The 16,741-nt window shown below is 31.5% G+C and carries 11 protein-coding genes, 1 tRNA gene and 1 pseudogene; 3 read left to right on the top strand and 10 right to left on the bottom strand.

The features are described 5' to 3' along the window. Positions 1–201 precede the first annotated feature (201 nt). Together AC2FB1_RS04580 and lip are read left to right on the top strand one after the other, a co-directional pair. Positions 202–292, top strand: a tRNA-Lys gene (locus AC2FB1_RS04580). A 552-nt stretch (positions 293–844) separates the two neighbouring features. Further along, entirely contained in the window at positions 845–3,175 is a 2,331-nt protein-coding gene (gene lip / locus AC2FB1_RS04575) for a YSIRK-targeted triacylglycerol lipase (protein WP_490674112.1), read from the top strand. A gap of 217 nt (positions 3,176–3,392) precedes the next feature. Here lip and AC2FB1_RS04570 read toward each other — a convergent pair whose 3' ends face one another. The 4 genes and pseudogenes from AC2FB1_RS04570 to AC2FB1_RS04555 all read right to left on the bottom strand — a co-directional run bounded on the left by AC2FB1_RS04570 (position 3,393) and on the right by AC2FB1_RS04555 (position 7,346). Continuing rightward, positions 3,393–3,686: a hypothetical protein gene (locus AC2FB1_RS04570; protein ID WP_490674111.1), complete on the bottom strand. Its 294-nt coding sequence runs from the start codon at positions 3,684–3,686 to the stop codon at positions 3,393–3,395. Between the two features lie 125 nt (positions 3,687–3,811). Continuing rightward, positions 3,812–4,348: pseudogene (locus AC2FB1_RS04565) on the bottom strand (VOC family protein). A 140-nt stretch (positions 4,349–4,488) separates the two neighbouring features. Beyond that, on the bottom strand, positions 4,489–6,498 hold the full coding sequence (locus AC2FB1_RS04560; protein ID WP_490674110.1) for a catalase: 2,010 nt from the start codon (positions 6,496–6,498) through the stop codon (positions 4,489–4,491). 227 nt (positions 6,499–6,725) lie between these two features. Further along, positions 6,726–7,346 carry a nitroreductase family protein gene (locus AC2FB1_RS04555; protein WP_490674109.1) on the bottom strand — a complete coding sequence of 207 codons (621 nt, stop codon included), beginning with the start codon at positions 7,344–7,346 and terminating at the stop codon, positions 6,726–6,728. A 306-nt stretch (positions 7,347–7,652) separates the two neighbouring features. Between AC2FB1_RS04555 and AC2FB1_RS04550 the strand changes: the two genes are divergently transcribed. Continuing rightward, the gene (locus AC2FB1_RS04550; RefSeq protein WP_490674108.1) at positions 7,653–9,035 is read left to right on the top strand and encodes an amino acid permease; all 1,383 of its coding nucleotides are present in this window, start codon (positions 7,653–7,655) and stop codon (positions 9,033–9,035) included. A gap of 101 nt (positions 9,036–9,136) precedes the next feature. Here the strand turns inward: AC2FB1_RS04550 and mcrC are convergent, their stop codons facing one another. From mcrC to AC2FB1_RS04520, 6 genes are all read right to left on the bottom strand, one after another. Continuing rightward, a complete protein-coding gene (mcrC, locus tag AC2FB1_RS04545) occupies positions 9,137–10,171 on the bottom strand; it encodes a 5-methylcytosine-specific restriction endonuclease system specificity protein McrC (protein ID WP_490674107.1) in 1,035 nt (344 codons plus the stop codon). Continuing rightward, on the bottom strand, positions 10,168–12,288 hold the full coding sequence (locus AC2FB1_RS04540; protein ID WP_490674106.1) for an AAA family ATPase: 2,121 nt from the start codon (positions 12,286–12,288) through the stop codon (positions 10,168–10,170). The genes mcrC and AC2FB1_RS04540 overlap by 4 nt, the downstream gene beginning before the upstream one ends. A gap of 136 nt (positions 12,289–12,424) precedes the next feature. Then, positions 12,425–13,786 carry a branched-chain amino acid transport system II carrier protein gene (gene brnQ, locus AC2FB1_RS04535; RefSeq protein ID WP_490674149.1) on the bottom strand — a complete coding sequence of 454 codons (1,362 nt, stop codon included), beginning with the start codon at positions 13,784–13,786 and terminating at the stop codon, positions 12,425–12,427. Between the two features lie 194 nt (positions 13,787–13,980). Next, positions 13,981–14,205, bottom strand: coding sequence for a hypothetical protein (locus AC2FB1_RS04530; RefSeq protein WP_490674105.1), 225 nt, complete (start codon positions 14,203–14,205; stop codon positions 13,981–13,983). 175 nt (positions 14,206–14,380) lie between these two features. Beyond that, the gene (locus AC2FB1_RS04525; RefSeq protein WP_490674104.1) at positions 14,381–15,361 is read right to left on the bottom strand and encodes a metal ABC transporter solute-binding protein, Zn/Mn family; all 981 of its coding nucleotides are present in this window, start codon (positions 15,359–15,361) and stop codon (positions 14,381–14,383) included. A gap of 241 nt (positions 15,362–15,602) precedes the next feature. Then, a complete protein-coding gene (locus AC2FB1_RS04520) occupies positions 15,603–16,640 on the bottom strand; it encodes an acyltransferase family protein (RefSeq protein ID WP_490674103.1) in 1,038 nt (345 codons plus the stop codon). Positions 16,641–16,741 lie beyond the last annotated feature (101 nt).

Below are 16,741 nucleotides of genomic sequence, written 5' to 3'. Positions count from 1 at the left end.
TTCTTCCATTTAGAAATGAATTTGTTTTATGTTTAAAATAAAATATGTACATCAATATTATAAAACAAACAAAGGACAGTATGCGTCTTTTTTATAAAACAATTTATTTTTAATTTCAATGTACATTTATAAAGTATTTACATAAAAATATTTTTCTTTACAAACTTTAAAATATATAGTATAGTAATTAAGTAATTTTATGGAGGGATACTCAAGCCTGGCTTAAGAGGCTAACCATTTTATGGTTAGTAGGAGCTTTTAGCTCGCGTTGGTTCAAATCCTTCTCCCTCCGCTATCTAAGAAACCTAAGATTCAATTCTTAGGTTTCTTTTTTATTTCACTCTTTATATTAGTATTTTCTATTATCAAAATGTCTCTTATAACAAGAAAATGAAATGCGCCACCTCGTTCGCCTAGAAACCTCGAGTTACATTTGAATACACACAACTAATAATTTTCAAGGAACAGTCTACTTTATTAGATTTTTGCCCCTTAATTTACGATGTTATTACATATTTCAAGCCCATATATTCTTAAAATGTACATTTACTCTATATAATTGTGACAGATTATTGACAACGTTTTCATGTAGCGTTACTATTTATTTAAATTCAATCGACAACATTGCTCGTTAAATCTCGTATGTAGCTTCATTCTACATACGACAATTTTTCACTATATTTGTAAACGCTTTCTAAATTGTCGATTAAGAAAGGATGGTTACTTTGGAACATATTAAGGCGATATTTAGTAAACTTTTTGGATTTATTCCACGTTCAATAATTAATACTTTTATTTAACTTATATATCTTATATCAAAAAATAATTAATAGAGGTGCTATTTATGAAAACAAGACAAAATAGATACAGTATTCGTAAATTTAGTGTAGGAGCTTCATCCATTTTAGTAGCGTCGTTACTATTTATGGGAGGTGGCATTGCACAAGCAGCAGAAACTCAACAGGAAGTGGGAACTCCTGAATCAGCTGTAGCACAATCTATTGGGGATAATCAAAAACAAACTGATGACCAAGAGACTAAGCAAGACAAAGTTCAATCTAATGAAGAACCATCAACTGCTACATCTCAGTCAATAGCTAATGAAAATGAAAAACAACAGAGTTTACATAATGAAAATACAACCTCAACTCAAGATAAAAACGCCAATAATAAAACTAATACAAAGGAAGAAACGACTGACAACAATGTAACCCATCAAACTACAAAATATTCAGCAGCTAAAACTGAAGAGACAACACCTGAAACTGAAGAAGCATCAACTGAAGAAGCTAAAGAAACATCAACTACAAAAACATCTTCTGATAACCCTGAATCAGCTTCAACTAAAGAGGAGCAACCTTCTCTTGAAACACAAGAATCGACTAAAAATACAATTCAAAAAGACACTCCAACTTCAGATGAAAAAGATAATACAACAGAAGACACACTAGCAAGCGAGTCATCTTTGGATGAACATCCCTCTCATTCTTCAGAAGGAGCAACAAATGAAAATCCAATAACAGAGAAAGCGACGACTCATGAACATTCAACTAGTGAATCAAAAACACCATCCACAAAAGAGAATACATTAAAAACAACTGACAATCGTTCAGCTGAAACGAACCAATCAGAGCTAAACAAAAAAACTACGCCATCCACATCATCTGAGTCTGAAGAAGAGTCAAATGTTAATGACAAGCATGAAGCGAAAACACCGTCCGCTGAACAAAACAATGATACAGTCGAGAGTACTGAAACAAAACAAACTGTGACAGCAAAACACTCAACAGATTCCACTACACCTACAGAGAATACTTTAAACACTCAACAAGATGAAACTATCTCAATTGATGGAACGACAAATGAAACTGTTGGAAATAAAGATGCTAAAGATCAAAAAAATTCACAAGCCGGTTTAGAGACATTAGCTAACAATGCGGTAGCAACGACAAATAATACATCTCAACAACAAGGTACAACTGAAACAAAAGATCAAACCAACAAAGTCGCTAAGCAAGGTCAATACAAAAACCAAGATCCAATTATTCTTGTTCACGGTTTTAATGGATTTACTGATGATATTAACCCTTCTGTATTGGCGCATTATTGGGGCGGCGATAAATTAAATATTCGCCAGGACTTAGAGGAAAATGGATACGAAGCACATGAAGCAAGTATTAGTGCATTTGGTAGTAACTATGACCGTGCCGTTGAGCTTTATTACTATATTAAAGGTGGTACTGTGGATTATGGCGCTGCACATGCAGAAAGATATGGCCACGAACGCTATGGTAAAACTTATGAAGGTGTCTATAAAGATTGGCAACCAGGTCAAAAAGTACATCTTGTAGGTCATAGTATGGGAGGTCAAACTGTTCGTCAATTAGAAGAATTACTAAGAAATGGTAGTCAAGAAGAAATTGAATATCAAAAAGAACACGGAGGCGACATTTCTCCATTATTCCAAGGTAATCATGACAATATGATTTCTTCAATCACAACACTAGGTACACCACATAATGGTACCCACGCTGCAGATGAATTAGGAAATGAAGCACTCGTTCGTCAAGTAGTCTTTGATTTAGGTAAACGATTAGGTAATAAAAATTCACGTGTAGACTTCGGTTTGTCTCAATGGGGTCTAAAACAACAACCTGGTGAAAGCTACATCTCTTACCTTTTACGCGCTAAAAACTCTAAATTATGGCAATCTAAAGATAATGGTTTTTATGATTTAACACGTGATGGCGCTACAGATTTAAATCGTAAAACATCTTTAAATCCAAATATCGTTTATAAAACGTATACAGCTGAGGCAACGCATCCGACTTTATTAGGAAAACAAAAAGCAGACTATAATATGTTCTTACCATTCACAATGACAGGAAATGTGATTGGTAAAGCTACTGAAAAAGAATGGAGAGAAAATGACGGTCTTGTATCTGTTATTTCATCTCAACATCCTTTCAATCAAGCTTATATAGAAGCAACTGATACAAATCAAAAAGGCATTTGGCAAGTAACGCCTACTAAACACGATTGGGATCATGTCGATTTTGTAGGTCAAGATAGTACAGATACAAAACGCACACGAGAAGAATTACAACAGTTTTGGCATAATTTAGCAGATGATTTAGTTCAAACAGAAACCTTAACTTCAACTAACGAAGCTTAATTTTAAACTTTTACAGAAAGGTGGATATCTAATGTCTGGCGATGTCTTTCAATTACTTGGTTCTTTCTTCAGAATAGTTAAATCATTATTTTTCTAATCTAATATAAATAAAAGCGCCTCCCAATGAGATGAAAAAATTTTCACTCGTTAGGAGGTGCTTTTCATTGTGCAAGAATTAGAAAAAGATGATGTAATAAACTGTCGTAAACTTTTCATTCTAGTTCTGTGAAGCTATATCTATATTACTATCATTTGATACGAACGCTTCTTCATTTGCTGTAAGTATTACTTTTTTTGCGTTATTAGATTCTTTGACTTCATGGCGTAATTCACTGTTCAAGCCTAATAAATTATTTGCTTGAGTTTCTTCACTATTGTATTCTTCTAATCCGTTCACAATTTCAGTTGATAAATATTCACATGCATCTTGATTTTCAACTTCGGCTTTTTCATTGATTATTGATTCAATTACTTCAATTAAGTCACTTTTTTGAATTTGAATATCAATCATTTTTTCTACTCCCTTAAACTGTCATTAGATTTTTTATATGACCTCTTAGTTTAATACCCTTTTTCGAGAAAAATATACAAAATCGTCACTGTCGAAAAAATCAATATATCGGCAAGTGAAATTTATCATTCATTATTGCTTTTAGGAATAAAGACCTTCGCTTCACTATCACTAGGATAATAAAAACTTTTAGGTAATGTTTGACGTTCGATTAAACTTCCTCATGGCGCTCGATATAAACAGTTTCATTACCCTCTGTATCCTCATATTTTGTATTAGAATGTAGTTTAGGTAATGGCTCTCCCCCTGCCTGTTTCATACGCTCTAACACGTTATCAAACGCGTCATTTTCAATATAAAAAGAATATATATAAAACCTATATCTTATAGTGGTTGCGGTCCATGTTGCTGCGCGTGTTGAAATTCAAACATTTCAATATTAGGTCCATGACCAAACACCATCATACGTTTATGAATCATTGAAGCTCCTTTTTCTAGACCTAAGATATGTTAGACATATTCGCCGCGCCGCCTCTTGGATTATCTTTTTTAGTTTGACTATCATATGCAATCTTTCCATCTAGTCCTTGTTTAAAGAAAGTCATTGCTTCTTCAATATTAGGAACCGTAAGACCAATATGATTAATACCTCGATTTATCATATTCCCTCCTTAATAAATAAGAATAGGACAGACTTCATTTTGAATTCGTCGTCCCATTCAACATTCAAACTCGACTTCCTATATATTAAAAATGCCTGAGACACTTAATTATGTCCCAGGCTCAATAAAGATATCATTTATTATTTTCTATCGAAATATCTGTAACGTTTGAATGCATCAAGGATTGCTTGTGGTTCACTAGATACTACAACACCAGGTGCATCTAAATCAATTTTATTACTTTGTAATACATTTTTTGCTTCTTCAGTAATTACAACTGGTTTTTTATGATTGTAGCTCATTTCAGCGAAGTCTACAGCAGCTGGCAATAATTCTTTACCATCTGAAAGAACAATCACACTGTCAAATACTGTTGAACTTGCTGTACTATAAGTTTCAGTAATACCAATTTCGCCATCGTTAAGATTTTTAGCTGTTTGTCCAACAAATGCATAGTTTAAGTCGTTGTTAACAAATACTTCTGCATATGATTTTAATGTTTCAGCGCTAATATCACCATTTACAAGCACTGCTACAGAGTGTCCTTTTAATGGAATATCAAATTTTTCTAAAGTTAATTGGCTATCTTTAGCATCTGATTGCACTTCTTCGTTTTCTGCTGGAACCTCTACGCCTACATTGTTTGCTACGTATTCAGCTAATTTACGATCAACTTTATTAATTTGATTAACAGCATTTTGTTTTACTTCTGGTGATTTACATTTACCAATTTCAAATGAAAATGCATCAGCTAAATGTTGCTGTTCTGCTTCAGTTAAGCTGTTTTTATATAATTTAGCTTGAGTATAGTAATCTTTGAAGCTATCACTACGTTGACGTACTTTGTAGCCTTCTACTTTTTCTTGATAGTGTTCATAGCCACCTTGTTCTTTAGGTGTTGTATGAGGTTCATTGTTGTTTAAGCCATTTTTATGGTAGGCTGTTTGACCTTGATGAATATATGATTGATGCATTGCATCGCGTTGATTATTATGAACGTCTGCAACTGGGCGGTTAATAGGAATTTGGTTAAAGTTTGGTCCGCCAAGACGAGAAATTTGTGTATCTGTGTAAGAGAATAAACGACCTTGTAATAATGGATCATTAGAGAAATCGATACCTGGAACGATATGTGCAGGGTGGAACGCAACTTGTTCAGTTTCTGCAAAGACGTTATCTACATTACGGTTCAATGTCATTTTACCTACGATTTTCACAGGTACTTGATCTTCTGGCCATAATTTAGTTGGATCTAAAATATCAAAATCAAAATCAAATTCTTGTTCAGTTTTGATAATTTGTAAACCTAATTCCCATTCAGGATAGTCGCCTTTATCAATTGATTCATATAAATCTTTACGATGGAAATCAATATCTTTACCATGTAAGATTTGCGCTTCATCCCATACTAAGCTTTCTAAACCTTGTTTAGGTTTCCAGTGGAATTTAACAAAGTAAGATTGACCTTCTTTATTTACAAGTCTAAATGTGTGTACACCAAAGCCTTCTTGTTGACGGAAGTTTTTAGGAATCCCTCTATCACTCATTGCCCAGAATACTGCATGCATAGATTCGGGGTTTTGACCAATGAAATCCCAGAATGTATCGTGCGCTGAACCACCTTGTGGCATTTCATTATGTGGTTCTGGTTTTAATGCATGTACGAAGTCAGGGAATTTAATTGCATCTTGAATAAAGAATACAGGTGCGTTGTTACCTACTAAATCGAAGTTACCTTCATCAGTATAGAATTTAGTAGCAAAACCACGAATATCACGTACTGTATCTGGGGAACCTTTAGAACCTTGTACAGTAGAGAAACGTACAAATACAGGCGTTGTTTTTTCAGGATGTGTTAAGAAGTCAGCACTTGTATATTCGCTTAAATCTTCATACACTTGGAATTCACCGTGTGCACCAAATCCACGTGCGTGTACCACACGTTCAGGAATACGTTCATGGTCAAAGTGCATCATTTTTTCACGAAAATGGAAGTCTTCCAATAAAGTAGGACCTCTATCGCCTACTGTAAGTGAATTTTCATCTTCACTAACTTTTGTACCAGTATTTGTAGTCATTGCTTTGTCATCATTATTTTTTCTTAAAGCATCTAATTGTTGTTGTTTTTTATTTTCTTTTGATTGATCCATACTTATCTCTCCTAGATATAGATTGGTATCGTTAATACATTGTTATGTACATTGATTTCTTTTTACGAAATACAGTTAGTTATTCCCATTTATAAAAGAATTAATCATTTTAAAGAAGAAATATATTTCTACAAATTTTATTTAAAATACATTCATTTTAAATCATTTATATAATATATTCCTTCTATAAATTTATATATCCTTCAATATATTGCATTTCAATTTAATTATTTATAATCTACAACTTTATCTACGGGCATTCTATAAGATGTATGGGCATCTTTTTCTTTTTTACCGATCGCAACGATTAACACTGGCACATAACGTTCTAAATCATATCCAAATGCTTCTCCAATTTTGTCATGCTCAAATCCACCAATAGGATTTGTGTCATAACCATGTTGTTTTGCCACTAACATTAATTGCATCGCAGCTAAACTACTATCTACTTTTACAATGTCACTCATAACTTCACGCGAACTATTTTTGTAAGAATCCATAACAAGCGGTAACATTTGATTTTTTACTTCTTCCGGCATATGTCCTTCTTCAACAGCTTTATTATAGATAAATTCGCCTTCCTCATAACATTGTAAATCTCCAAAAATGACAATCATTGCAGAAGAAGTATCGTTTTGAGATGTATTAAATCGGATTAATGGACGTAATCTCTCTTTTGCTTCATCACTTTCTACTACTACAAAACGCCATGGTTGCATATTCACTGAAGAAGGTGCTTTTGTTGCTTTTGCAATCATTTCATTCATTTCTTCATGTGGAATTTTATAATTGGGATCAAATCCTTTAACAGATTTTCTACCTTCTAATATTTCGTTAAAGTCATTCATATTTATCCTACTTTCTCTATTTAAATTAAGTATCATAAATTATGAAATATTTTACATATAAATAGAAGTAATCTGCTTACTCAATATTAAAAAATACTTTAAATTTATAAATAACAATCTAAATTAATAATACTTTAACATTTAACAATTAAAATTATATTTGATTAGTATTAATTTATTAGGGTATTATTAATTTTAACAAATAAATAATTTGATTTTGAAAGAATTATTTATGATATAACAAAGGGTATACATTTCAGTCATCATTGTTTCAGTCATAATGTTACTCACGAAGGGAAGAAAATTATGGCAGATGACACACTACAAAGAGAGTTAAGCAATAGACATATTCAACTCATTGCGATTGGTGGCGCTATTGGTACTGGTCTATTCTTGGGTTCAGGCGCATCTATCCACCTAGCTGGTCCATCAATTTTATTAACATATCTTCTTGTGGGATTTGTATTATTTATGTTCATGAGAGCAATGGGAGAAATTTTATTATCTAATTTAGGATTTAAATCATTTGGTGATATCGCACATCATCACATTGGCCCTATTGCAGGTTTTATGGTCGGTTGGACTTACTGGTTAACATGGATTATCTCAGGTATGGCTGAGGTAACCGCTGTAGCTAAATATGTAGGATACTGGTACCCTACTGTACCAAATTGGCTTACAGCTGCGTTTACGATTCTGGTATTAATCGCTTTAAACTTATTTAGTGCCAAACTTTTTGGTGAATTAGAATTTTGGTTATCTATTATTAAAGTTGTGACTATTTTAGCTTTAATCATTGTCGGGATCGTCATGGTCGTCCTTGGCATGAAAACATCTTATGGTCAAGCTAGTGTAACAAACCTTTGGAATAGAGGTGGATTTTTCCCCAATGGTATTCAAGGTTTCTTAATGGCATTCCAAATGGCCATCTTCTCATTTATTGGGATTGAATTAATTGGTATTACAGCTGGTGAAACGAAGGATCCACACAAAACCATTCCACAAGCAATTAACAACGTTCCAGCACGTATTTTGATTTTCTATGTTGGTTCGCTTGCAGTGATTATGTCTGTCGTCCCTTGGGATAAATTAGACCCAGCAGACAGTCCATATGTTAAATTATTCGGATTAATTGGTATTCCATTTGCGGCAGGTATCATTAACTTCGTTGTTTTAACTGCAGCTGCTTCGTCATGTAATAGTGGTATTTTTGCGAATAGTCGTACCATGTACGGTTTAGCAGGTCGTAAACAAGGTCCACCATTCTTACATAAGACAAATAAGCATGGTGTTCCACATTATGCTATTTTAGTGACATGTAGCTTATTAGGTATTTCAGTTATTTTAAATGCTGTTTTTAAAGATGCAACAAAAGTATTCGTTCAAATTACTACATTCTCAACAGTATTGAATATTATGATTTGGACGCTTATTATGGTAGCTTATTTAGGTTATGTCAAACGTAATCCTGAACTGCATCAAAATAGTAAATTTAAAATGCCTGGTGGTAAATATATGGCGTGGGCCATTTTAGCGTTCTTTGCATTTATCTTTATTATTTTACTAATCAATAGTTCTACAAGAATTGCTGTATTATTTATGCCAGTATGGGCAATTATTCTTTGGGTGATGTATCAAAAATACAAAAAAGAGTCAGAAAAAGCGAAAGTTAAAATGGAAAAAGAATAATATCTTATTTAAAACACGTTCCTCTATCAATGAAGAACGTGTTTTAGTTTAAAAATATTTAATATATTAAAAAAGCTCTGCTAAATGTTACTTTTCTTTTTCTATAATCCAAAATACTCATACACAATATCATCAAGTTGTTTAGCAATATGAATAAAATCTTGATTCAAATCTAATGTCTTTACACTAATCGTATTGCCACTCATTTGAAACGTATTGTCAGGTACTATGTATTCATTCGTTTTCGCATACAATAACATTCCTGCAACATTTATCTGTTTTGATTTTAAGTGAAGTGCTTCATTTTTTACATAAGCAAAAATTTGATATAAATTTCCAGAATGAATCGTTCTTGTATCAAAATATTGTTGTAACGTCGTCGTATAATACTTTGTATCAATAATTAAACATTGTTTACCATAGGTCAACATAATGTCACTTCTCATAGTAGGCAACATTTGATGATTATCGTCATCAAGTGCCCAAGGGATATGAGATGCCGTTACTTTTAACTCTGGAAATTCTTTTTTATAATAGGCTCTAACGAACCGTTCATATAAATGTGCCATTTGTTGTTCATCTTCAAACATCATTGTTTCTCTAGAACCGCTTCTTTCTGACTGAATTTGTCCTTGAATGACAAGATAACAAATAGCCATTAACATACGATACGTTTCATAATGACGATTAAATCGTAATTGCCAATCGATGCGTCGGTAATCTAATACTTCTACCTGTTCAAAGTATATCAACAATCGTTTTAATGCTTTTTTACGCGTGCGAGAAATATCTAATTTGAGCATATTAAGCATTGTCGTTTTTAGAATTTGATTCATATACGTATTAATTGAAAATTCATCATACGTACAATTGAGTCGTTTATTCATAATATCCCCATGTTTTATAGAAGTTGTTACATTAATTTTTCCTCGTATTACATTAAGTGAACCAGTTTGTTCTATATATTCATGTTGAAGACCATGTTTCAACTGATTAGATACTCCTTTAACTAGAATGGCACTATATAAATCTGCCACATTATTAAATGGTTCTGTTGCTATATGTTGATAGCCTTTCTTATTCAAAACTGTAAATGCATAAGATAACATATAATAAATATTGTGAATGTTAATCATTGAATCGCATCCCTTAAACGTACCTCCCAAATATCTATTTTTGAAGGTTCATCAAACCAATATTCTTTTAATAATGGAATAATTTCAAATTCAATAATATTAGATAGTTCAGATTCTGAGACATCAAACATATTGCTGAAATAACTATGACCAATGACAAATCCTTCACCTAACATATCATCTTCTCGAATTTCCGCATTCAATGCTTCAATTGCATCAATTAAGGCATCAAATTTCGGACTTTCTAATGATTCTTGGTATTTCTTAAATTTGATAGTATCAAAAGCTGGACGCAAATCAAAAAAGGCAAAACGACGTCGTAATGCATAATCTAGAATTGCTAAACTACGGTCTGCTGTATTCATCATACCGATAATATAAACGTTGTCTGGAACACAGAATTTCTCATCTGCATAAAGTAAGTCTATTTCCATACCTCGTTTATCATTTTCAATTAACATAAATAATTCCCCAAAAATCTTACTTAAATTACCACGATTGATTTCATCAATGATAAAGAAGTAATCTTTTTCACTATCTTCTTCTGCTTGTTTACAGAAGTTATAAAAGGCACCTGTCCGTAATTCAAAACCACTCTCCGTAGGACGATACCCCATCACAAAGTCTTCATATGAGTAACTTTGATGAAATTGTACAAGTTTCACACGTTCTTTATCTTTGACCCCCATCATTGAATACGCCAATCGCTTGGCTGCATATGTTTTACCTACACCTGGTGGCCCTTGTAAGATGACATTCTTTTTTCTTCTAATTAATTGAACAAGCGTGTCATAACCTTCTTCATTCATAAACACTTCATTTAAGAAATGTTCTGCTGTATACACAGGATAAGTCGTTTGTGTTGCAACTAATCCATCAGAATGATCAACTGAAAATAACTCGTTAAATTTTCGAATTGTTTCACTATACGGCGTAATTTTAGTTAGCGTCTTATTTAAGGTTTTTATTGGAATCTTCCAGTTTCCTTTTTCTTTCCAAACAAGTTGAATGGTATTTTTGCCATTTTTATATTGATGTCTTGATGAAACCACGCCCCACCCTACAATGTCAGTCTGTCCTTTTTTCACATAAACAATATCACCGTACTTCATTTCTTTACTAAATTCCCATATTGCATTAACCGTATGGATATAATTATGGTGATTATGATTCAATTGTTGTAACTTTTGATTAACTTCCTCTTTAGAGTCATATTTCGAAAAATTTCCTAGCTCATTGTATCCAATAGACATTTCTCCATTTTGAATGAAAGAAGCAAAATCAATATCTTGTGGTTTTGGAGAATAAATCCAATAATTCACAACTTCTAAATCTTTATCTGCATCAATGTCTTTTACTTTTGAGCTTTGATTGACTTCCTCTGATTTACGCCATGCCTCATAACTTAAATCAATAAAGTCGTTCAAATCATTATTATCTTGCAGAAATAGTTTTAATTTTTCAATAATCATTAAATAATTTGTTGCCGTCAATGGATTTTTAAAGTTAATATCAACATTGATATACTGTTTACTAATCTCACTTTCCTCAAAAATATACCAAATTGCCCGGGAATCTAAATTCGCAAATGTGTCAGAATTAATCCAAAATAATCCACTTGTCAACTTACCCATACCTATACCAGGCTGAGCCATCACTTGATTAAACTTTCTCTTAAATTTATTTTCATTATCTTTACTTTTATCTGATGCATACATTAAAGCAATTTCAAACAACGACCATAAATTTTCAATATCTTGTGCTTCACGATTATTTCTAAAATTATAAAATGTAGCACGTAAATTCATAACTGTTGGAATACCATCAAAATTTTGTGGTATATCTGCTTTCACATCAAATAGTTTAGCTATTTCTTCTATAATTTTAATTCTATTTTCTCTAGTCATAGAACTCTTATTAAATAAGCCAAATACAGTAAATGGATCCATATCTATAATTTCATTATCAATTTCTAATTTTGGCATATGTATTTGAGTATTAATATAAAGTTCACGTACTTTCTCAATCAATTTATCACGATAATTTTGATATTCTAGCAATTTGTTGGCTAAGGCTTTATAAAAGATTGCCCATGTTTTATCTATCTTATAGTCCATCTTTATTTCTCCTCAAAATCATTATTATCTTCATTTTAATATATTTTATAAATATATTTATACCTTTAAAAGTATAAAAAATAAGCTATAAGACAGTATCATTTCAACTTCTTATAACTTATGTTAAATCGTCTAATTATGCTTGAACTTCGTGTTTATTCCCGCGCACTTTATAGACAATAAGTCCAATAATAAATCCAATTAATGCTGGAACAATCCATCCCATTCCAATATCAAATAATGGTAAATATTTCTCAGCAAAACCGATTAATGATTGCGCAAAGTTTGTTTTCACAAAAGGTTCTGGACTTGCTTTAATACCATCAAAGAATGCCGCAATCACTGTAAAGAATGTAGTGAATCGGTACACAATTGACGAATTATTAAATAATGGACTGACTAATGTTAATAAAATGAGTGTAATGGCTAATGGATAAATAAACATTAACACTGGTAGTGAGTACATAATGATTTTTGTTAATCCAACGTTCGCAAATATACATGCGAGCACACTTACAACTGTTGCTAGAACTAAATAATTTGCTTTAGGAAAGAGTTCAGTAAATGTTTCTGAAAATGCTGTAATTAAACCAATAGCTGTTTTTAAACACGCCACAATAATAATCAGTGACAAAATGATAATACCGAAATCACCTAAGTAATGTTGTGCAACTTGTGCAAGGGCAATACCACCATTTTCACTTACTTTAAATTGTCCAAGGCTCATCGTTCCCATTACGGCAAGAAGTGTATAAATCACACCCATACCAATAATACTAATGGCACCCGATTTCACTGTTTCTTTAGCTATATCATTAGGATTTGTAATACCTAATTTTTTAATTGTTGTTACAATAATAATTCCAAATGCTAGTGACGCAAGGGCATCTAGTGTATTATATCCATCGATAAAACCTTTTAATAATACGCTTTTACTATAGTCTGCAGTTACTGGTGCATGACTAATACCGCCCATTGGATGAATAAATGCAAGTACGACCACGATACCTAATAAAATTAAAAAGACTGGATTTAAAAACTTACCAATATAGTCTAATATTTTAGATGGTCTACGTGCGAAGAACCAAGAGACAATAAAGAATAAAATACTAAAAACAGGTAAAATCCATTTTCCACTGCTTGGAGAAATAAATGGTGAAAATGCAATTTCATATGATGTTGTCGCAAGTCTTGGTAAAGCAAAGAATGGTCCAATAACAAGATAAAGACCAATCGTAAATATGTATGCATAAATTTTACTTACGCGTGCAGAAATATCAAATACACCGTTCGTCTTAGAAATACCGATAGCAATAATTCCTAAAAATGGTAATCCAATCGCTGTAATTAAAAATCCTAAATTCGCAAGTAATACGTTTTCACCTGCTGTTTGACCTAAATGAATTGGGAAAATTAAGTTTCCTGCTCCAAAGAACAAACCAAAAAGCATCGATCCAATAAAGAGATTCTCTTTAAATGTAAGTTTTTGTTTCATTATCTTTCCTCTTTTTCCTTTTAAAGTGATAATAGATATTATACATTTTTTCAAAATCAATTTCTTTAGAATTTTTTAAAAAGTTAGATATTAATCCATAAAAAAACTTCTTTTTGCATGATGACGTTCATTTTTTATGCAAAAAGAAGTTTTTGATGTAACTTTACATCCATCAATATTTATACTTTTTTATACTTTTAGTCGATATATGTATCTGCATGTTCAAGACGATATGTTTCACCTTTTGCTTTAGCTTCTTCATAATCTTCATATGTCGTTTGTTTAATATCTTCAATTTTATAATTGACGACTTTCGCAAATTTGCGTACATCTTCTTCGCTTTTCGCTAATACAAATACAGTTAAAATATTATCGTCTACAATATCTTTATGGTGTTGATAAAACAATTTATAAATATTCATGACACGTTCCCCTTCCAATCTATTATTGGTTAAGCCATACTTCGTAAAAACAATAAATAATGCCCCACATATTATTTAGTTTTAATATACCACTTTTTTTTGAAAAAGGAAGCCTATAAAAAAGAAGTAAGATAGAATTTACGCAATCTTCATATCTTACTTCTTTACTTTAATTTTAAGATTCATTTTTTAAAGCTTTTTCAATAGCTTTAATATTTTTCTTCATAAATGATTGATACGTATTACTGTCATTGTCTTGTTGTTTAGTATGAGAACCCATATTATAGAATGAAAGTGTTTTGGCATGTGTTTCTTTTCTAACCGTGTCTGCAACTTTATTCGACACATTTTCTTCAGCTAGGATATAGTTTACCTTATCCTCTTTAATTTGTTTTACAATATTTGTAAGATCTTTTTGACTTGGTTCTTCAGCATTCATATTTTCGATGCCTTCTTGCTTAAAGCCATAGCGATCAGCTAAATAACCGATAGAATCATGTGAAATAAATACTGTTTTACCTTCTTGACCTTTAACGGCATCCTTCATGTTTTTATCTAAATCTTTCAAATCATTAACTAATTTTTTATAATTCTTTTCATAGTAATCTTTATGTTTACCGTCTTTTTTAACTAATTCGTCTTTTATGTCTTTCGCAAATTGTTGACTTAATACAGGATCTAACCAAACATGAGGATCATATTTACCATGATGATGCTCATGTTCTTCGTGTTCACCATGTTCGTGTTCGTGCTCATGTTCATCCTCTTCACCTTTTAATAAATCTTTCTTACTTAAAGATGATTCTAATGATAATGTTTTATTTTTATCATTAATCGTATTTGCAATTTTTTTAGCAACTGGATCTAAATTATCCCCTGTATATACAAACAAATCTGATTTACCAATATCTACCATTTGTTTTTGACTTGGTTCATATGTATGTGGATCCATTCCATTCGGATAGACCGATTCAACATGGATATATTTACCACCAATTTGTTGAGCGAAAGATTTCAGTGGATATACTGTCGTTTTTACCTCAAGCTTATCTTTATTCTCGCCCTTTTTATCTTTGTCATTATTCGACGTACCACATGCGACAAGTGATAACGTTAAAATACCGATGAATACTAACATTAAACTTTTCTTAATCATGTTCTTCTCTCCTAAATCGTAATTATTACGTTTTAATAATCTCATTTCATTTTCCATTTGTCAATATTAGAAATAAAAATAAAAACACCAGTGCTAAAAATGCACTGATGTTTAATCCAAATTGACAATTTTATGATTATTAAATTATTTATCTATGTGAAACGACTATCCATTCTTTAATTACTAGATATGCTATATATGACAAAGACTAACTTAATCATAAACTAACGTTTTAAATAGCCTAATCCACTAAACCTTGTTGATAACTTTTATAAAATGTATCGTATTTTACTCGTCCTATTCCGCCAACAATATATTTTCCATATTTCCATAAATTTACAACGTAAGCAATGCAAATAGCGAACGTCACCGTTAGCGTAAATGTAAAAATAACATTTAAAAATGGATGGTGGTGTAACGTTCCTAATCTATGTACGATAAAATAATGAACTAAATAAATTGAAAATGAATAATTACTAATAAATACAAAAAATTTTGGAACATACTTTGTATATGATGCAATTAAGAAAAATAATAAAATAATTATCGTCACATAAATAGGCGTATCTATTCGTTTTGAATCCACAAGTGTCAAAAATCCAGATAAATAATTTATTATTACAATACACGTCACAATCACTGCGCTACTAACAATATGAATTGTATATTTTTGAATATTTTGCATTAGCTCCTTATAATAATAGCCCATATAGAATCCTAAAAAGAAATAACTGAGCCAACCAATGCATATCATCCAACCTTCTCGTTGCCATATCCAGTTTAAATATACTACGCTTGAGGGGGTAACAAATGTTCGTATACCCCAATAAAACGTTGTTATTATTAAAGACATCACAATAATTTTAAATGGGTTAAGTTTTACAAGATATTTAGCTAGGAATATATGTAAAGCATAAAACTGAAAAATAATAACTATAAAATAGGTTAAAGTTCCTCCATGAAACATCATAAACTCAACTGATTTTAAATAATCTTTAAAGTCGTGTGGATGTCCATAAACATATGCTAATCCTAAATTAATTAATATGTAGGGAATACCTAATGTAAGCAACTTTTGCTTTATAAATCCTTCTTTTACTTTTGTTTTATACTGCTTAGCTAATAAAAATTCAGAAATAAATACAAACATTGGCGTGGCATATAATATAAGCAATTGAAATAAACGTAACAGATACCCATGATTGGGCATATCAAATTTGTAAAATGTCGTAGTAATTGTATGTATCATCACTACACTTAAACAAGCAATTGCTCTCATCCAAAAAATAACCGAGGTATAGACGGCACTGAACCCTTAAAATGGGAACTTAATAAAAACACTATGTTCTAGGCTGCTAATTCTCTGTATTTTACAGGGGA

Source organism: Staphylococcus sp. CoH_129_LAB_1 (assembly GCF_058191515.1).
This window is presented reverse-complemented; position numbering and strand designations above follow the sequence as displayed.

Bases quoted from the DNA above. Each gene is read 5' to 3' on its own strand.
- AC2FB1_RS04530 (WP_490674105.1), bottom strand. From the start codon at position 14,205: ATGAATATTTATAAATTGTTTTATCAACACCATAAAGATATTGTAGAC.
- AC2FB1_RS04560 (WP_490674110.1), bottom strand. From the start codon at position 6,498: ATGGATCAATCAAAAGAAAATAAAAAACAACAACAATTAGATGCTTTA.
- lip (WP_490674112.1), top strand. From the start codon at position 845: ATGAAAACAAGACAAAATAGATACAGTATTCGTAAATTTAGTGTAGGA.
- AC2FB1_RS04520 (WP_490674103.1), bottom strand. From the start codon at position 16,640: ATGAGAGCAATTGCTTGTTTAAGTGTAGTGATGATACATACAATTACT.
- AC2FB1_RS04555 (WP_490674109.1), bottom strand. From the start codon at position 7,346: ATGAATGACTTTAACGAAATATTAGAAGGTAGAAAATCTGTTAAAGGA.
- AC2FB1_RS04525 (WP_490674104.1), bottom strand. From the start codon at position 15,361: ATGATTAAGAAAAGTTTAATGTTAGTATTCATCGGTATTTTAACGTTA.
- mcrC (WP_490674107.1), bottom strand. From the start codon at position 10,171: ATGATTAACATTCACAATATTTATTATATGTTATCTTATGCATTTACA.
- AC2FB1_RS04550 (WP_490674108.1), top strand. From the start codon at position 7,653: ATGGCAGATGACACACTACAAAGAGAGTTAAGCAATAGACATATTCAA.
- AC2FB1_RS04570 (WP_490674111.1), bottom strand. From the start codon at position 3,686: ATGATTGATATTCAAATTCAAAAAAGTGACTTAATTGAAGTAATTGAA.
- AC2FB1_RS04540 (WP_490674106.1), bottom strand. From the start codon at position 12,288: ATGGACTATAAGATAGATAAAACATGGGCAATCTTTTATAAAGCCTTA.